This is a genomic window from Pseudomonas sp. P65(2024) (assembly GCF_057480955.1).
On the sequence record NZ_JBLIYX010000010.1, the window covers coordinates 1 to 17039 of the forward strand.

Annotated in this window: 14 protein-coding genes and 3 pseudogenes; 8 read left to right on the plus strand and 9 right to left on the minus strand. The window is 55.4% G+C overall.

The window, feature by feature from the left end; genetic code table 11:
* A partial coding sequence (locus tag AC25MA_RS14905; protein ID WP_486972206.1) for a hypothetical protein occupies positions 1-205 on the plus strand: 205 nt, incomplete at its 5' end.
* A gap of 85 nt (positions 206-290) precedes the next feature.
* Here AC25MA_RS14905 and AC25MA_RS14910 read toward each other — a convergent pair.
* Positions 291-1052: an SDR family oxidoreductase gene (locus tag AC25MA_RS14910; protein ID WP_486972153.1), complete on the minus strand. Its 762-nt coding sequence runs from the start codon at positions 1050-1052 to the stop codon at positions 291-293.
* Between the two features lie 176 nt (positions 1053-1228).
* Between AC25MA_RS14910 and AC25MA_RS14915 the strand changes: the two genes are divergently transcribed.
* On the plus strand, positions 1229-2230 hold the full coding sequence (locus AC25MA_RS14915) for an NADP-dependent oxidoreductase (RefSeq protein ID WP_486972154.1): 1002 nt from the start codon (positions 1229-1231) through the stop codon (positions 2228-2230).
* 89 nt (positions 2231-2319) lie between these two features.
* On the opposite strand, the gene pyrF is transcribed toward AC25MA_RS14915, so the two are convergent.
* Positions 2320-3021 (minus strand): orotidine-5'-phosphate decarboxylase, encoded by a 702-nt coding sequence (gene pyrF / locus AC25MA_RS14920; protein ID WP_486972155.1) that lies wholly within the window; start codon positions 3019-3021, stop codon positions 2320-2322.
* A gap of 182 nt (positions 3022-3203) precedes the next feature.
* Here pyrF and AC25MA_RS14925 point away from each other — a divergent pair, with 182 nt between their 5' ends.
* A complete protein-coding gene (locus AC25MA_RS14925; protein ID WP_065414470.1) occupies positions 3204-3371 on the plus strand; it encodes a DUF2897 family protein in 168 nt (55 codons plus the stop codon).
* A gap of 52 nt (positions 3372-3423) precedes the next feature.
* Here the strand turns inward: AC25MA_RS14925 and AC25MA_RS14930 are convergent, their stop codons facing one another.
* A complete protein-coding gene (locus tag AC25MA_RS14930) occupies positions 3424-3759 on the minus strand; it encodes a ComEA family DNA-binding protein (RefSeq protein ID WP_486972203.1) in 336 nt (111 codons plus the stop codon).
* A gap of 406 nt (positions 3760-4165) precedes the next feature.
* The gene (locus AC25MA_RS14935; RefSeq protein ID WP_486972156.1) at positions 4166-4939 is read right to left on the minus strand and encodes a hypothetical protein; all 774 of its coding nucleotides are present in this window, start codon (positions 4937-4939) and stop codon (positions 4166-4168) included.
* A 341-nt stretch (positions 4940-5280) separates the two neighbouring features.
* Here AC25MA_RS14935 and tnpB point away from each other — a divergent pair.
* Positions 5281-5457: pseudogene (gene tnpB / locus AC25MA_RS14940) on the plus strand (IS66 family insertion sequence element accessory protein TnpB); the annotation flags it as partial.
* Positions 5458-5498: 41 nt separating this feature from the next.
* Positions 5499-6796: pseudogene (gene tnpC / locus AC25MA_RS14945) on the plus strand (IS66 family transposase); the annotation flags it as partial.
* 67 nt (positions 6797-6863) lie between these two features.
* On the opposite strand, the pseudogene AC25MA_RS14950 reads toward tnpC, so the two are convergent.
* From AC25MA_RS14950 to rfbB, 5 genes and pseudogenes are all read right to left on the minus strand, one after another.
* A pseudogene (locus AC25MA_RS14950) lies at positions 6864-7025 on the minus strand (transposase domain-containing protein); the annotation flags it as partial.
* The gene (locus tag AC25MA_RS14955; RefSeq protein ID WP_486972157.1) at positions 7001-7573 is read right to left on the minus strand and encodes an IS110 family RNA-guided transposase; all 573 of its coding nucleotides are present in this window, start codon (positions 7571-7573) and stop codon (positions 7001-7003) included. The gene AC25MA_RS14955 and the pseudogene AC25MA_RS14950, both read right to left, overlap by 25 nt.
* Before the next feature lie 670 nt (positions 7574-8243).
* Positions 8244-9125 (minus strand): glucose-1-phosphate thymidylyltransferase RfbA, encoded by an 882-nt coding sequence (rfbA, locus tag AC25MA_RS14960; RefSeq protein WP_486972158.1) that lies wholly within the window; start codon positions 9123-9125, stop codon positions 8244-8246.
* A gap of 6 nt (positions 9126-9131) precedes the next feature.
* The gene (gene rfbD / locus AC25MA_RS14965) at positions 9132-10028 is read right to left on the minus strand and encodes a dTDP-4-dehydrorhamnose reductase (RefSeq protein ID WP_486972159.1); all 897 of its coding nucleotides are present in this window, start codon (positions 10026-10028) and stop codon (positions 9132-9134) included.
* The gene (rfbB, locus tag AC25MA_RS14970; RefSeq protein WP_486972160.1) at positions 10025-11098 is read right to left on the minus strand and encodes a dTDP-glucose 4,6-dehydratase; all 1074 of its coding nucleotides are present in this window, start codon (positions 11096-11098) and stop codon (positions 10025-10027) included. Before rfbB ends, rfbD begins: the two co-directional genes overlap by 4 nt.
* 806 nt (positions 11099-11904) lie before the next feature.
* Between rfbB and AC25MA_RS14975 the strand changes: the two genes are divergently transcribed.
* From AC25MA_RS14975 to AC25MA_RS14985, 3 genes are read left to right on the plus strand one after another with little or no spacing between them, the layout of a single operon-like run.
* On the plus strand, positions 11905-12726 hold the full coding sequence (locus AC25MA_RS14975; RefSeq protein ID WP_486972161.1) for an ABC transporter permease: 822 nt from the start codon (positions 11905-11907) through the stop codon (positions 12724-12726).
* Positions 12716-13981 carry an ABC transporter ATP-binding protein gene (locus AC25MA_RS14980; protein ID WP_486972162.1) on the plus strand — a complete coding sequence of 422 codons (1266 nt, stop codon included), beginning with the start codon at positions 12716-12718 and terminating at the stop codon, positions 13979-13981. Before AC25MA_RS14975 ends, AC25MA_RS14980 begins: the two co-directional genes overlap by 11 nt.
* Positions 13982-13997: 16 nt before the next feature.
* Positions 13998-17036 (plus strand): glycosyltransferase, encoded by a 3039-nt coding sequence (locus tag AC25MA_RS14985; RefSeq protein ID WP_486972163.1) that lies wholly within the window; start codon positions 13998-14000, stop codon positions 17034-17036.
* Positions 17037-17039: the final 3 nt, after the last annotated feature.

A 17039-nucleotide genomic window follows, 5' to 3' on the forward strand; every position in this document is an offset into this window, starting at 1 on the left:
TCGGGGCGCATCATCGTCGGCAGGCTCCAGAAAGAAATCGGGAGCACAGCATCGGGGATCAGGTAAGCGCTTTGAATGTGGGGTTCATGGAGCGCTTACCGACCTGCTCTATCTCGGCCAAGAAACGCTCATGGCGGGTTTGCTTGCGCTTACCGGCGTACTCGAAACCGGAAAAGCTCATCTGACTCATGGGCAAGGCTTGTAGGGGGCTGAACGGAGGGCTATTTCAGCACAGGTCGAGCGGCCTGTTCTGACTTGATCGGAGAATCCCTAGACGATCATCGCATGACCTAAATTGCCAGTGCGCCACCATCGACGGCCAGGCTGTGCCCCGTCGTGAACGCCGCGCCATCGCTGCACAGGTACAGCACCGCGCTGGCGATCTCTTCAACCTTGCCAATGCGCCCGACCGGGTGCATCGCCGCGGCGAACTCGGCCTTGCGCGGATCGGCCTCGTAGGCGCGGCGGAACATGTCGGTGTCGATCACCGCCGGGCACACTGCGTTGACCCGGATGCCCTTCTTCGCATACTCGATGGCCGCCGACTTGGTCAGGCCGATCACCGCATGCTTGGACGCCGCATAGATGCTCATCTTCGGCGCCGCCGACAACCCTGCCACCGAGGCGGTGTTGACGATGGCGCCGCCGCCCTGGGCCAACAGCAGGGGCAGCTGGTACTTCATGCACAGCCACACACCCTTGACGTTGACCCCCATGATCGCGTCGAACTCCGCCTCGCTGCCCTCGGCCAAGCGCCCCTTCTCGATCTCGATACCGGCGTTGTTGAAGGCATAGTCGAGCCGGCCATAGGCCGTGATGACCTGCTCATGCAACTGCCGCACGTCGTCGTCGCGGGTGAGGTCGCAGGCGACGAACAGCGCCTCGCCGCCAGCCTGGCGAATCAGCGCCACGGTGGCTTCACCGCCGGTCGCGTCACGGTCGGCCACCACCACCTTGAGCCCTTCGGCGGCGAATGCCTGGGCCGTCGCCCGGCCGATACCCGCCGCGCCACCGGTGACCAGGGCAACCTGGCCGGAGAAAGTCATGCTCATCACTGGCTCCTGCAAAAGGATGGGAAGTCGTGGCTGAGTCTAGTCAGGGCACCGCTGGGCTGGGCAGCATCATCAAGGGCACGGTTGGACTACTATCGTTCGCGGTGATCTTGCGTGACGCGGCCCATTCAACCCGCCGATCATCAGCCCCTCACACTCGTTCAGGAGAACCCGCCATGCCCCACACCAACCGCCGTTTCCTGCTGACCAAGCGCCCGGTCGGCGCCGTGCGTCGTGACGACTTCACCTACGAGCAGGTGCCCGCCAGCGAGCCGGGCGAAGGCCAGGTACTGGTGAAGAACCTCTACCTGTCGCTGGATCCGGCCATGCGCGGCTGGATGAACGAAGGCAAGTCGTATATCCCGCCCGTGGGCCTGGGCCAGGTCATGCGTGCCCTCGGCGTCGGCGAGGTGGTCAGCTCCAAGCACCCGGACTACAAGCCCGGCGACCATGTCAGCGGCGCCCTTGGCGTACAGGACTACTTCACCGGCGAACCCCAGGGCCTGCACCGGATCGACCCGCGCGTGGCGCCCTTGCCCCGCTACCTGTCCGCCCTGGGCATGACCGGCATGACCGCCTACTTCGCCCTGCTCGATGTCGGCCAGCCCAAGGCCGGCGAAACCGTGGTGATCTCCGGCGCCGCCGGCGCGGTCGGCAGCATTGCCGGGCAGATCGCCAAGCTCAAGGGCTGCCGCGTGGTGGGCATCGCCGGTGGCGCGCAGAAGTGCCAGTACCTGCTGGATGAGCTGGGCTTCGACGGAGTCATCGACTACAAGGCCGAGGATGTGCTGGCCGGTCTCAAGCGCGAATGCGCCAATGGCGTGGATGTGTACTTCGACAACGTCGGCGGCGATATCCTCGATGCCGTGCTGTCACGCCTGAACTTCAAGGCCCGTGTGGTGATCTGCGGCGCCATCAGCCAGTACAACAACAAGGAAGCGGTCAAGGGCCCGGCCAACTACCTGTCGCTGCTGGTCAACCGTGCGCGCATGGAAGGCTTCGTGGTGATGGACTACGTCAAGGAGTACGGCAAGGCCGCGCAGGAAATGGCCGGCTGGTTGGCCAGCGGCAAGGTGAAGAGCAAGGAAGATGTTGTGGAGGGACTGGAGACCTTTCCCGAGACGCTGCTCAAGCTGTTCAGCGGGGAGAATTTCGGCAAGTTGGTGCTGAAGGTCTGAGATCAGCGTTGTGGGAGCGGGCTTGCCCCGCGATGGCGATTGCCTGAGCTGACGCCATCGCGGGGCAAGCCCGCTCCCACGATCCCTGATCAACCGCGGATTTCAGCCACCACGGCAGCCAGCGCCTGGGCCGGATCTGCCGCCTGGCTGATCGGACGCCCGATCACCAGGTAATCGGAGCCGGCGTCCAGTGCCTGGCGCGGGGTCAAAATCCGGCGCTGGTCATCCTGGGCGCTGCCCGCCGGGCGAATACCCGGAGTCACCAGCTGCAGCGACGGGTGCGCCGCCTTCAGTGCCGGCGCTTCCAAAGCCGAACACACCAGACCGTCCATGCCGGCCTTCTGTGCCAGCGCCGCCAGGCGCAGTACCTGCTCCTGCGGGTCGACATCCAGGCCGATGCCGGCCAGATCCTCACGCTCCATGCTGGTCAGCACGGTCACGCCGATCAGCAGCGGCTGCGGTCCGCTGCGCTTGGCCAGCTCTTCACGGCAGGCCGACATCATGCGCAGGCCACCGGAGCAGTGCACGTTGACCATCCACACGCCCATCTCGGCCGCGGCCTTGACCGCCATGGCGGTGGTGTTGGGGATGTCGTGGAACTTGAGGTCGAGGAACACTTCGAAGCCCTGGCTGCACAGGGTTTCGACTATCCCTGAGGCGCTGCTGGTGAACAGTTCCTTGCCCACCTTGACCCGGCACAGGGCGGGATCGAGCTGGTCGGCCAGCTTCAGGGCGGCGTCACGGGTGGGGAAATCCAGGGCGACGATCAGGGGCGTCTGGCAGGCGGACATGGGCAGGGTCTCTTGGCAAGTCGTAAACGGCGCGCATTGTAAACGAAGTGGCGCGGGGTTTGGGGGCCGTGGGTCATGAGAATTGGCCCGGCCGCGGGCGACTCCTATAATTGAACCAACGGCTGCGGCAATGGCTCGAATGCCATGTAAGCGGTGCCCTGTACGCTTTCAGGAGAATCTCGATGCCTTGGTATGCCTGGTTGATACTGCTTGTTGCTCTCGGGTCGATTGTCGGCGGGTTGATGATGCTGCGGGATACGGCGAAGAAGTTGCCGTTGACCGAGGAGCAGTTGAAGAAAGTGCATGAACGCAATGCCGAGGCGGATGCCAAGGATGCGCAGGATCGCTGATATCCCCTTGAGGTCGGCCGATGCAAGATCGGCCGGCTTGAACTGATTGAAGCTATTCGACCGTCAATCTTTCACGATTGCGCTCCAGCAAGGCGTTGCCAATACCCGGAATCTCCAGTAATTCATCCACGCTGGCAAACGGTCCGTGCGTCTCGCGGTACTGCACGATGGCCTCGGCCTTGGTCTTGCCGATGCCGTTGAGCGCCTTTTGCAGGGTAGCGGCGTCTGCGTTGTTGAGGTTCAGTTTTGTAGGTTCGGTGGCGGTGGCCAGACCAGTCGCCACCACCGGCGCGGGATCGACAGGCGTTGCCGCAGGCGCGGCAGTGGCGGAAAAAGCCAGGCTTGCAAATAGCGGAAGCAGCAGGTGGGAAAGGACAATATTGCGCATCATGTTCACTCCTTTGGCTCAATGGGTAGGCAGCGTTTCCGTGGCTGCCCGCTCAAGCTAGCAAGGGGTGAATCCGGAGGCGACGGCGCAAGTGTTGCAAAAATCAACGTGATTGAAGATGCAGTTCACCGGGCAAAACCCGCCTGGCAGGGCATGCGGACGAGGAGCTGTCAGGCAGATTTGCCGCCTCCTACACCGCAGGACTCACTGTCATCGCCCTTCAAGGGAAACAACTGACGACAGCACGCATGGTTTCTACGCACCGTCTCCACGAAAACCGAGATGGGTACTGGCTATGGCAACTGGAGTAGCAGACGAGGCGCCGCGCGAGCGACGCTCCATCTCAACAACACGCAAGGCTATCGCTCGGCATCTTGGCAATCGTGTGAAGACCACTCACACAGACTCACGCACCGGCCAGCGCCGAACCATGAACGTCTGCGGTGTCGGCCGCTGCATTGGCTCGAGCGATGTCGAGCCCCACCAGCAGCGCAGCCAACGCGATAAACATTTCGTAGATAAAGCCCACGTTGAACAGCACCACATCGACAAAGATGAAGAACACCGAGTGGAGCAGGAAAAATGCGAGGAAACCCACGCTGGCAACGGGCATATCGCGTAGCAAGTTCAGCGATTTGAACGCACCTGACATCTTCACCAGCGGCAGTCCCAACCAAAGGCCGGACAGGAAGAGGTAGAACAAAGGATTGAGCAGGTGCGAAACATTTTCCAGGTAGTAGTAGTAGGTCGCCTCACGGCTGAGACCGAGGATTTCCGCCACATTGATATTGTGTAGATTGGTTTCGCCCTGGGCATTGTGCGTGGTCAGCAAGGGTACTGCGTCAGCGTAATTGAACCAGTGGTAGCCCCAGCTGGTTTCCTCACCGAACGCGAACAAGCTCACCGCAGCGTAAAGGGCCAGCCAGCAGCGTTCCACGGTGGAGCGGGAGCGCATGAACAGGCTGCAGAACACACCAAACGCAACGGCCCATAGCACCGCCGACAGCACCTCGAGGAAGGAGTCCTCATTCGTGCTCAGAATCTGTTCGGTGACGAGCCATTTCAAGGTCGAGGATTCGAACCAGGCGCAGTTATCAACAGCGCACAGCACGTACAACGCCACTACAAATACAACGGAAGCCACCAGATAGGGGGACTTCGACAGCCACTTCGACATCATTGAATCACTCGTCCATTTCTCGCGCTACTTGCTCACGCGGTATCCATTGAATCTAACTCTGTATCGGCAGCCTTGTGACAATCTTGAGACTTCAAGACACACCGATACAAATGAGATTTATTTTTATTTGAAATATGATGCCAAAATGCCATGAATCATCAAGGCGTCGCATCATACACGTAATGCACAAGTTTGAGCGATCAATGGTAAGGGATCCATCATCCCCACATTCCAAGCGCCCACCTGATTCCCGATGCTGCTCTCCCGATTTCATTCTGGAGCCCGCCCGCCATGATGCTACCTGACAGCAAAGTCGAAAAAGTCTACCTCTACCCAAGCCCGTGGACTTTCGAAAGTCCATCGATGGCCTCACCGCTCTGGTCGAACTGGATATCAAGGTCGGCGTGGTCGACCCCGTGCTTTTTGTTTTCCTTAACAAGGCCCGCAACCGCATCAAGGTGTTGTATTGGGAGCGCAACGACTTCTGTCTTTGGCTCAAACGCCTCGAAGCCGAACACTTCAAAACATCCCCCGATGCCACCGATGAACCCATTGTGCTGACCGTCCAGGAACTGTCGTTGCGCCGACCAAGCGACGCGGCAAACGTAAACCCCTATCGGCTGACCTGCCACGCATTGAAATCATTCACGACTTGCCCGAGCACGAGCAGACCTGTGCCTGCGGTTGCCGCAAGCATGTGATTGGCGAGGAAATCAGCGAGCAGCTCGATATCGTGCCTATGCAGATCCGTGTGCTCAAACACGTACGTAAGGTCTACGGCTGCCGGGGTTGTGAAAGCGCGCCGGTCACTGCCGACAAGCCAGCCCAGTTGATCGAAAAGAACATAGCCAGCCCCAGCGTGCTGGCCATGCTGCTGACCACCAAGTATGTCGATGGCCTGCCGCTGCACCGCTTTGAAAGCGTACTGTCCCGGCACGGCATCGAAATTCCACAGCAAACCCTGGCCCGCTGGGTGATCCAGTGCAGCGAGCATTTCCAGCCGCTGCTGAATTTGATGCGCGAGCGCCTGCTTGAAAGTCCGGTGATTCATTGCGATGAAACGCGGGTGCAGGTGCTCAAAGAACTGGATCGCGATCTACCCGTCAGTCGTGGATGTGGGTGCAGGCCAGTGGGTCGCCCGATCGACAAGTTGTACTATTCGACTACACCACCAGCCGTGCGCAGGAGGTACCACTGCGCCTGCTGGAGGGCTACCGCTGTTATGTCATGACCGATGATTACGCCGGTTACAACGCGTTGGCGTTACAGCCCGGCATTGAACGGCTGGCGTGCATGGCGCATGCCCGGAGCAAATTCGTCGAGGCGCAGAAGGTGCAACCCAAGGGCAAGACCTAGCGAGCCGATGTGGCGCTGACCATGATCAACAAGCTGTATGGCATCGAACGCGAACTCAAGGATGCCAGCGATGAACAGCGGTTCATCGGTCGACAGGAAAGAAGCCTGCCGATTCTCGGAAAGCTGAAAAGCTGGCTGGATAAAACGCAGCCCCAGGTCACACCGCAAAGTGTTTTGGGCAAGGCGGTGCATTACCTGGCGAACAACTGGAGCCGGTTGAAGCGCTATGTCTAGGTTGGCCATTTGCCGATCGACAACAACCTGGCGGAGCGTTCGATAAAGCCGTTTGTCATCGAGCGTAAAGCCTGGTTGTTCAGTGACACGCCCAAGGGAGCTACGGCCAGTGCGCAGATCTACAGCTTGGTCGAGACCACCAAGGTCAACGGCCAAGAGCCCTATACGTGGCTGCGCCACTTACTGGAGCGGATGCCGCATGCCTCGTCGGTAGAGGATTACGAAGCGCTGCTGCCGTGGAACTGCTTACCGGAGATGCCACGGTAAACCGAGCCCCCATCTGGCGGTAGGTGGGGTTCATGGATCGCATACTTTTAAATCTCGGAGTGGTGTGTCAGCGATACACATTGGGCCCGCAGTTCCACGGCAGAAAGGCTTCGTAATCCTCAACCGAGGACGCCTGCGGCAAGCATTCCAGTGCGTGGCGCACGCCAAGCATAAAGTTCTTGGTCGTTGGCTTGGCAGTTTCGATCAAGCTATAAAGATGTGCGCTGGCATCAGTAACGCCTGCAGTGCTCGCTGTATTGAATCAGGCCGATCGGCCGTTAGTTTCATCTGTTGTACAGCTATCACAAAACCTGATGGTGAAACACGGTGCAGCACTACAGGGAACCCATGCATCTGGTTCACCGTCTTGGTTCGGTCGCGGATCAATGATTCACGCATCCGATGAGAAACAGAGAGCGTTTGCTGCTCAGGCGATTTTGGCGTCACAAAGCGCATGGAAGGCCGGGAAGCAGCTTCGTAGATGGCTTGCGCATCAACGAAGTCGTTTTTGTTGCTCTTGACGAAAGGCTTAACAAACTGAGGCGAGATCAGCTTGGCTTCATGCCCCATCGCCGTGAGTTCTCGAGCCAGATAGTGCGAACCGGCACAGGCCTCCATCACCACCGTGCAGGGAGGATGATTGGCCAGAAACCGCATCATCTGCAACCTTGAGCACTTCTTGCGCGATACCTCTTTGCCGAACTTGTCCTGGGCATGCAGGTGGAAGGTATGTTTGTCGATGTCGATGTCGATGTCGATCAGTGTCACGGTGCTCATGATGACGGTCTCCGAAGAAAAAACACCCTGCAAAAGCGTACGCCTCGCAGGGTGCCGGGGTGACCATCTCATTAAGTAATCACTGGTTGCATGTGATACCGGTCGCAGTTGAACACCAAGCGGTCGTCAGCTCTTGGGAGTCCAGCACCACCACAAAGCAACTGAGTGGTAGCCTCGATCGGAGACGAACATGCGACATCACCTATGCAACCGGCCTCAGGTAGGGAGGTAGACGCCTTTCACTCCCAGCCCATTCAAAGAGTTGAGATCGTGGCGCGGACAGCCTAACTTAACGTGCCGAGCGCACCTTGAAGGCCGCTATCTGGTCAAAGACGCATGCTGGACACCATTGGCAAGCCTACATGGCGACCATCGGCGTCGCCCTTGTAGTTTATGCAGCGGAAAAAGAAGAAGGATGGAGCAATGCGCCGCCCACATACCGCCGAAGCATACGAACTCCCTGAGACGCTCGAAGCTTACCGCCTGTACCTCGTGGTCGCAGGTAATTGGGACAGCGAAATATTCCCTGCCCCAAAAATGCGTTCAGTACCCACTCACCGAGCGATACAGTGGAGGTCGCAAAACTGCCTAAAATGAGCTCAGGAGTCCGCCCCCCACTGTAGGCCCACCCGAACAAACGTAACACCCGCGGGTGGGTTGCAACATACAGTTAACGAATTTTCTCTTGAAGTAATCGCTTAAGATACTGGCCATAGCCATTTTTACCCAACGGCTCAGCGAGCCTCTCAAGCTGGGTATCTGTGATCCAATGTTGGCGATAGGCTACTTCTTCAGGGCAAGCCACTTTAAGCCCTTGACGGTGCTCTAAGGTGGCAATGAACTGACTGGCCTCCATCAAAGAATCATGGGTTCCTGTATCCAACCAAGCATAACCTCTGCCCATGATCTCAACCGATAATTTCTGACAATCCAGGTAGATCCGGTTCAGATCGGTAATTTCAAGTTCACCGCGCGCCGAAGGCTTGATTGCCTTGGCTATATCAACTACATCCCGATCGTAGAAGTACAATCCTGTTACGGCATAGTTGGACTTGGGCTGTGCGGGCTTTTCCTCAAGGCTGATCGCCATGCCTTGCGCATCGAACTCGACCACGCCATACCGCTCAGGATCATGCACGTGGTAGGCGAACACGCTTGCCCCCACCTCACGCGTCATGGCACTGCACAGAAGGTGATGGAAATCATGGCCATGGAAAATATTGTCACCCAGCACAAGAGCTGAAAGATCATTTCCAATAAATTTTTCACCAATCAGAAATGCCTGAGCCAATCCATCCGGAGAGGCCTGGACAGCGTAACTGAGATTTAGCCCCCAACGCTCGCCATCTCCCAAGAGCTGCTCAAAACGCGGAGTATCCTGCGGGGTAGAGATGATCAGAATGTCCTGGATACCCGCCAACATCAGAGTCGTCAACGGATAATAGATCATCGGCTTGTCATAAACCGGTAGCAGTTGCTTGGAAATTGCAAGCGTTGCGGGGTGCAGGCGTGTGCCCGACCCTCCTGCCAAAATAATGCCTTTACGCTTCATGTGCCTCTATTTCCCGTTAATTTCTATAAGCATCCTTGCCACCCCGAAACGCCAGTCAGGTAACTTGAGGTGCAAAGCAGCCTGCAGTTTACACGTATCCAGACGTGAATTCGCGGGCCGCTTGGCGGAAGTTGGGTAAGCATTCGTGGATACGGCTTTCAGCGAATCAGCTGTCACTTTGAGAATTAAGCCATCAGCCACCGCTTGCCGCAATACGAATGCGGCATACTGATACCAATTCGTCTCACCGGACGCAGAGAGATGGTACGTACCGCTCAGGGACGGGTTACGAAGCACCTCACGGATAGCGTGTGCAGTCACATCTGCAATCAGGTCAGCACCAGTAGGTGCTCCATACTGGTCATCAATAACTGATAGCGACTCTCGCTCCGCCGCGAGCCTGAGCATGGTTCGAGGGAAGTTCCCCCCCCGCGCAGCATAAACCCAACTTGTCCGGAAGATCAGGTAACGGCACCCCGCCTCCTCGATAGCCTGTTCTCCAGCCAGCTTGCTCTGCCCGTAAACATTTATCGGTCCTACAGGATCATCCTCTCGCCAAGGGGTATCACCCATCCCAGTAAAGACATAGTCCGTGGAGTAATGTACTAACAGCGCACCACAGAGACACGCCGATCGCGCAAGAGCCTCGACCGACTTGTGATTGACAAGGAAAGCAAGTTCCTGCTCACTCTCTGCCTTGTCCACAGCAGTGTAGGCCGCAGCATTAACGATCACATCCGGTTGCCATGTCTGTACAGTAGCAGCAACACCTTCGGGGTCGCTTAGATCGCCGCAATAGCCCTGGCTGTTCCTGCCCAGGGCCAGCACTTCCCCCAAAGGCGCCAGGCTTCGCTGCAACTCCCATCCTACCTGCCCGTCCTTCCCGAGCAAGAGAATCTTCACTTCGCGCGCCCATCATAGTTTTTCGCAACCCAGTCCCGATAACTTCCTGATTGCACGCCCTCTACCCAGGCCTGATTTTGTAGATACCATTCCACCGTTTTGCGAATGCCGGTTTCAAAGGTCTCTGCGGGCGTCCACTCCAGCTCACGCTCAAGTTTCCGCGCATCAATGGCGTAACGACGATCGTGACCTGGCCGATCGGCAACAAAAGTAATCTGCTCAGCATAACTACCACCGTCGCTACGAGGCTGCAGCTCATCAAGCAAATCACAGACTCGCTTAACAATCTCCAGGTTAGGCTTCTCGTTCCAGCCCCCCACGTTATAGACCTCCCCCACAATGCCAGCTTCCAACACACGCCGGATTGCACTACAGTGATCCTTGACATACAACCAATCGCGAATCTGCTGGCCGTCCCCGTAAACGGGTAGTGCCTTGCCCGCCAACGCATTGACGATCATCAACGGGATCAGCTTTTCCGGAAAATGGAAAGGACCATAATTGTTCGAGCAATTAGTAGTCAGCACGGGCAGCCCGTAAGTGTGATGATACGCACGGACAAGGTGGTCGCTAGCGGCCTTACTAGCCGAGTATGGACTGTTCGGCTCATATCGATGAGTCTCGGTAAACGCCGGATCGCCAGCCTTCAACGAACCATAGACCTCATCGGTCGATACATGCAGGAAACGGAAATTTGCTCGTTCCCCATCATCTTCAAGCCCACTCCAGTATGCACGAACCTCCTCTAACAGGTGGAACGTACCGAAAATATTGGTCTGAATGAAATCTTCGGGACCATGGATTGAGCGATCAACGTGTGACTCTGCTGCGAAATTAAGGACGGCACGCGGCTTGTGTTCGTCCAACAGCTTGCGCACCAGCGCCCTGTCGGCAATATCACCATGCGCGAAGATATACCCTGTATTACCACTCAAGCTGTCCAGCGTCTGCAAGTTCCCAGCGTAAGTAAGCTTATCAAGATTGATAATAGGCTCGTTTGATAACGCGAGCCAATCCAGAACAAAGTTTGCACCAATAAATCCGGCGCCACCGGTTACTAAGATAGCCATATTTTCCAGATCATTCCTATGATGTCGACAGTGCGTTTTTTCTTGAGGGTTTTGAAATCCGATTCGGCTGCAGCGCCTGGGAGTCTGACGCACAGCCAGCCTCACAAAGCCTTGTATTGTACAGGTATGTCCCTGCTCGGCAAGATACGCGTCGTAAACCCCGCGCACCAGCAGTCAGGCATCGCCAGATCAGATCGACCACAGCCACCCGCCTACCGACTGCCCCCCACGCACGTGGTAACATGGCGATTTTCACCATGACCGGGTATTCACGAATGGATTTGCAAAATGACCGCATCCGCTTGGCAGTCATAGGCAAAAGGATGATGAGCAACGCCACCCAGATACTCGTCGCACATTCCTGGCACATTACCATCGCGCGACAGGAAGGAAATCGCATTTCACTCGTCAGAAGAGTGATCTCGCAGCCAAAACCTACACAAAAGCACTCGCCCAGGCATGTTTTTTGCAGAAAATTCTTGACAGTCGATAGCAGCGCCTCCCGCATCGCAGCCCCTCACCCTGCGACCAGTGAAACGATCCACACCCCGGCGCCAGAGGCGGCAACCGCTGACGACATTGGTTTGGCGAAACATCTAGTAGGTAGTAGGCGCCCCATCCTACTGAACGCTGTGAGGCAAGCTAGCGTTGCGCACATTAGGTTAGTAGGATGGTACTAGAGCGTCAGCCCTTCACTAGGCGACATTTGTATACCCTAGCCTCCGGCATCGTGACACAGCCCAGACAGCCAGAGCACCCGACAGTTTACGCCACACTCAGAAAAACAGGATCGAGCGTTCCCTTTAATGCAGAATTACTCAGCCTCCCCACTGGAAATGGCCAAGAGCTTTTGGCGTAATAAATCTTTGATCGTGCAGTTGAGCCGACGAGAAGTCCTTGATCGCTACCGAGGTTCGATCCTAGGCCTGTCCTGGTCCTTCTTCAACCCGGTCTTGATGCTACTTATATACACTTTTGTATTCTCAGTTGTTTTCAAGGCGCGCTGGGGGACATCATCCGAAGAAAGCAAGTCGGATTTTGCAATCATTCTTTACATTGGACTTCTCTTACACGGACTTTTTGCCGAGTGCGTGAACCGCTCACCTAACCTGATCACATCCAATGTCAGCTATGTGAAAAAGGTAGTATTCCCACTCGAAATCCTACCGTACGCAGCCTTTTTATCAGCTTTATTTCATGCAGCCATCAACTTTGTCGTCCTCTTGCTGGCCATGCTGCTACTTAACCACTCCATTCCAGCTACCGCCTTGCTTTTCCCAATCGTACTTGCCCCCCTGGCCCTCGCAACCCTCGGCGCCAGCTGGCTGATTGCATCCCTTGGTGTCTACCTTCGAGACGTCAGCCAAATCACAGCAATGCTAACTACTATTTTGCTGTTTATGTCTGGCGTATTCTTTCCCATTTCAGCTCTCCCACCCGCATATCATGAATGGTTACGAATCAACCCACTGGCAGCGCTCATTGAGCAAAGCCGAAACGTTCTCACATTCGGCATAATGCCGGACTATTCCGCTCTTGCATGGCTTTATTTACTGGGCACACTGATGGCTATTTGCGGCTTTGCCTGGTTCCAAAAAACCCGCAAAGGATTTGCCGATGTACTCTGAAGCCGTTATCAAGGTCAACGACCTCTGTAAACGTTACGAAGTTTACGAGAAACCCCACCAGCGCCTGCTGCAGATGCTAAGCCGGGGTCGCCGCAACTATGCCCAAGAATTCTGGGCGGTGAGAAATGTAACATTTGACATTAAGGCAGGAGAAACTGTCGGTATTATCGGAAGCAACGGCTCAGGAAAATCGACATTACTGCAAATGTTATGCGGCACACTTAATCCTTCATCAGGAAAAATTGCCATTGAAGGGCGTATCGCCGCCCTTCTAGAGCTGGGTGCGGGATTCAACCCAGAATTCACGGGACGGGAAAACGTTTACCTCAACGCCGCCATTCTCGGATTGAGCCGAGAGGAGATTGATCTACAGTTCTCCGCTATCGAAACCTTCGCGGAAATTGGTGAGTTCATCGACCAACCGGTGAAAACCTACTCTTCAGGCATGTACGTCAGGCTTGCATTTTCAGTAGCAATCCATACGAAACCCAGCATACTGGTGGTTGACGAAGCTCTTTCTGTTGGAGATGCACGCTTTCAGGCGAAATGCCTGGATCGCATCAAACAGATGAAAGCATCGGGTGTCAGCATCCTATTCGTCTCGCACGACGTTGCTGCAGTGCGCACACTGTGTGATCGTGCGATTTGGCTCGACAAAGGCACAGTAAGGGGTATCGGCGACGTATTCATGATTACTGCCCTCTACACTGAGCACCTGTTCAGCGATAACGAACCAGGCACAATTGCAACGGGCGCGGTTACTGCTGATCCCTCCCCTTCGGTCGTGTCGCGGCACCAACCGATCAATCACTGGGGCTCCCATGTCGGCGTAGTGCTAAGCGCAGGACTGTTCGATTGCGATGGCGCGCAAAAGAACGTTTTCAGCGATTATGAACCCATGCAGGTAAAGATCCGTTTCCGCCCTGATATGCTACCCACCTGCGAGGGACTCTCAGTATCGTTCTCACTTAAAAACCTGGCCGGCACCGACCTCATCGTTGGCAGCACCTGGAACCATGACCAGCATTTCGGCCAGGTCAACCTACCACAAGAAGTCACCTTCGAGTTTGAAAACTCCTTGATATCCGGGGAATACCTGCTTGTTGCTGCAGTGGAGAACCGATCGTCTGCTAGCATTCATTACTACGAATATGTCGAAGGCGCACAATATTTCTCGTCCGCATTCCCCAGCAATCCATTTGGCCAGTTCATGCCAAAAATGGCTCTTGCAATAACGTCGAACCCAGTCGACTAATAGGATAACGCACGCCATGAAACCTACCAGTGAAACCGGTTCTTCTACCGACGAAGTTAACTCTTTAAACTATTGGGACTATAGGTTCTCTAATGACTGGGAAGAGAATCAAGGGCGAGAACAAAGCCAGTTCTTCAGCACCATAGCAGCTGAACTCATGCCGTCTTGGTTCTTGGATTACAACGAAAATAGCCACATGAGCATCTGTGATTGGGGTTGCGCTCAAGGCGATGGCACGGACAGTCTAGCCAAGATACTAGGGATCAAAAACATCACTGGCGTTGATTTCTCCCATGAAGCAATAAGCAAAGCGCGCCAAACCTACCCCCAACATGACTTTCTATGCGCCGATTTCCTGAAAGAGGAAACAGATGATTCGTGGGACATTGTATTTTCCTCTAATACTCTGGAGCACTTCGAATCACCCTGGACGGTCCTGAGAAAGGTAGCGAACCGCGCCAGACAATTTGTAGTCCTGCTTCTGCCCTTTCGGGAGCACGAGCGAATAAAAGAACACTTTTACACATTTGACTACAACAACATTCCCTTTTTCATCGGACCATGGACACTTGTCCATTGCCGCACCACAAGCACCGCAGATAGGATACCCAGCTACTGGCCAGGCGAGCAAACCCTGTTGATTTACACCACCAACAAAGGACTACTCGCCTCTGAGCAAACACTGGGACAGATTGAAATCGAAAGCACCACAGGGACGCTGATGAAATCCAATGATCTGGATATTCTCCAACAAACTCGGCATACGCTCGACCAATTAAACCAAAGCAATAAGGAGCTCGCTCAGGCACTGGCTGCACTTGACGCGTCATCTGAACGAGAGAAAACTCTCCAGGATCAACTGACCCATCTATCGAGCCAGCATGCTCAACTGCAGCAGCAACACCAACTGATACTGAACAGCCACTCCTGGAGCATTACCTCCCCCCTGCGCCTTGCCGTACGACTTGCAAGACACGGTGTACAACCGCAAGACCGGCTCAAGCTCAAGCAAGTCCTGAAACGTGGCTTTAAGGCAATGCCAATGCCAGCTAGGGTGCGAAATCAGTCCCTCTCGCTATATCACAAGCTTCGTGGGCACTCAGCACCGATCCTCGGCACAGCAGTAGCTCTTCACGACACCGTCAGGCCAGGGATCCAGCCAGCTCCACAGATGCATGACGTACCTGACTACATATTCTGGGGGGTGATCGACTGGCACTTCCGCCACCAGCGCCCGCAACAACTGGCCCAAGCACTGGCAAATGCGGGCCGACGGGTCTTCTACATCTCCGTCAACCTCGTCGATACAGCTGAAGACGGCTTCAGCGTCGAACAGCTGGATAACGCCGGTCGATTGTTCCAGATTAACCTGCACGCCAAAGGCGCCCCAGCGATTTATTATAATCCGGCGGGCGTCGATACTACAGAGCAGCTTCGAGGTTCAATTGGCCGCATGCTTCAATGGGCCGACACAAACTCGCTAGTTTCGGTCATTCAGCATCCATTCTGGTATGAGACAGCGGTTGTCCTGCCCAATAGCAAGGTGGTCTATGATTGCATGGACCATCATGAAGGCTTTGGGAACGTCTCGGAAGAGATGCTGGCCATCGAAAAAGCGCTGGTGGTCCACTCCGACCTGACAATTACCACGTCATCCTGGTTGGATGAGCTCGTCGGCAAGAGTACATCCAAGCGCGCCTTGATTCGCAACGCAGGCGAGTTTGATCACTTCGCCAATGCACCTGAACATGTTTATCGAGATCCTGCTTCGAAAAGAATTATCGGTTATTATGGAGCCATTGCAGAATGGTTCGATGTTGAACTGACTGAAAAGCTGGCACAACGTTTCCAGGAACACACGATCCTGTTGATCGGCGCAGACACCGTTAATGCAAAGGCACAACTTTCCAAATACCCAAATGTCGTATTTACGGGTGAAAAACCTTATGCTGAATTACCCGCATACCTACACGCCTTCGACGTATGCCTGTTGCCATTCAAGGTCATCCCGCTGACGCTGGCGACCAACCCGGTCAAAGTTTACGAGTACCTGAGCGCAGGCAAGCCTGTCGTATCCGTTGACCTACCAGAAATTCGCCAGTTCGAAAATCTGGTACACGCAGCCGCAGATCACGACGCCTTCTTGGCTGCCATCAGCCAGGTTCTGGACAACGCTGAAGAGCCTCAGCACATACTTGAACGCCAAGCATTCGCCCGTAATCAGACATGGTCCCATCGAGCAGAATTACTGATTAAAGAAATCGAAAACCCTGCCGACCAAGGGCCCCTGATCAGCGTCATCGTAGTGACCTACAACAACTTGGAACTGACCAAAGCCTGCCTAGCGAGCCTAGACACACATTCAAACTATACTAACCTAGAAATCATTGTCGTCGATAATGCCTCTGCCGACGGCTCGCCCGAATATCTTCGCAACTGGGTCGATCGCGCCGACAACCGCCGCCTGCAGTTGAATAACGACAATCTGGGCTTTGCAGCTGCCAATAACCAGGGCTTAGCGATAGCCCGCGGCGATTACCTGGTGCTTCTCAACAACGACACCTTTGTAACCCCTGGCTGGGTGAGCACCCTCTATCGCCACCTGGAACGCGACGCCACACTTGGCATCATTGGTCCAGTCACCAATAATATTGGGAATGAAGCACGAATTCAGATCCACTATTCAACAATGGAAGAAATGATCTCAGAATCGCAAAAATACACCCGCGCACATATTGGCCAACTACATAAATTGCATACAGCTGCTTTCTTCTGCGTCATGCTACCACGCAGCATTTATGAAAAAGTAGGGCCACTGGATGAAGCCTTCGGCCGTGGCTTCTTCGAGGACGATGACTATTGCCGCAGGATTCAACTTCTCGGCTACTCCGTCGTTTGCGCCGAAGACGTTTTCATCCACCACCACCTTTCTGCCTCCTTCAACAAACTGCGCAGTGCCGACAGGCAAGCGCTTTTCGAGCAGAACAAAGCTATCTACGAGGCTAAATGGGGTGCCTGGGTTCCCCACAGCTATCGGTCGGAAGAGAGCAAATAAGCA

Coding starts and splice junctions, on each gene's coding strand:
- AC25MA_RS14910 (WP_486972153.1), bottom strand. CDS start 1,052: ATGAGCATGACTTTCTCCGGCCAGGTTGCCCTGGTCACCGGTGGCGCG.
- AC25MA_RS14915 (WP_486972154.1), top strand. CDS start 1,229: ATGCCCCACACCAACCGCCGTTTCCTGCTGACCAAGCGCCCGGTCGGC.
- pyrF (WP_486972155.1), bottom strand. CDS start 3,021: ATGTCCGCCTGCCAGACGCCCCTGATCGTCGCCCTGGATTTCCCCACC.
- AC25MA_RS14925 (WP_065414470.1), top strand. CDS start 3,204: ATGCCTTGGTATGCCTGGTTGATACTGCTTGTTGCTCTCGGGTCGATT.
- AC25MA_RS14930 (WP_486972203.1), bottom strand. CDS start 3,759: ATGCGCAATATTGTCCTTTCCCACCTGCTGCTTCCGCTATTTGCAAGC.
- AC25MA_RS14935 (WP_486972156.1), bottom strand. CDS start 4,939: ATGATGTCGAAGTGGCTGTCGAAGTCCCCCTATCTGGTGGCTTCCGTT.
- AC25MA_RS14955 (WP_486972157.1), bottom strand. CDS start 7,573: ATGAGCACCGTGACACTGATCGACATCGACATCGACATCGACAAACAT.
- rfbA (WP_486972158.1), bottom strand. CDS start 9,125: ATGAAGCGTAAAGGCATTATTTTGGCAGGAGGGTCGGGCACACGCCTG.
- rfbB (WP_486972160.1), bottom strand. CDS start 11,098: ATGGCTATCTTAGTAACCGGTGGCGCCGGATTTATTGGTGCAAACTTT.
- AC25MA_RS14975 (WP_486972161.1), top strand. CDS start 11,905: ATGCAGAATTACTCAGCCTCCCCACTGGAAATGGCCAAGAGCTTTTGG.
- AC25MA_RS14980 (WP_486972162.1), top strand. CDS start 12,716: ATGTACTCTGAAGCCGTTATCAAGGTCAACGACCTCTGTAAACGTTAC.
- AC25MA_RS14985 (WP_486972163.1), top strand. CDS start 13,998: ATGAAACCTACCAGTGAAACCGGTTCTTCTACCGACGAAGTTAACTCT.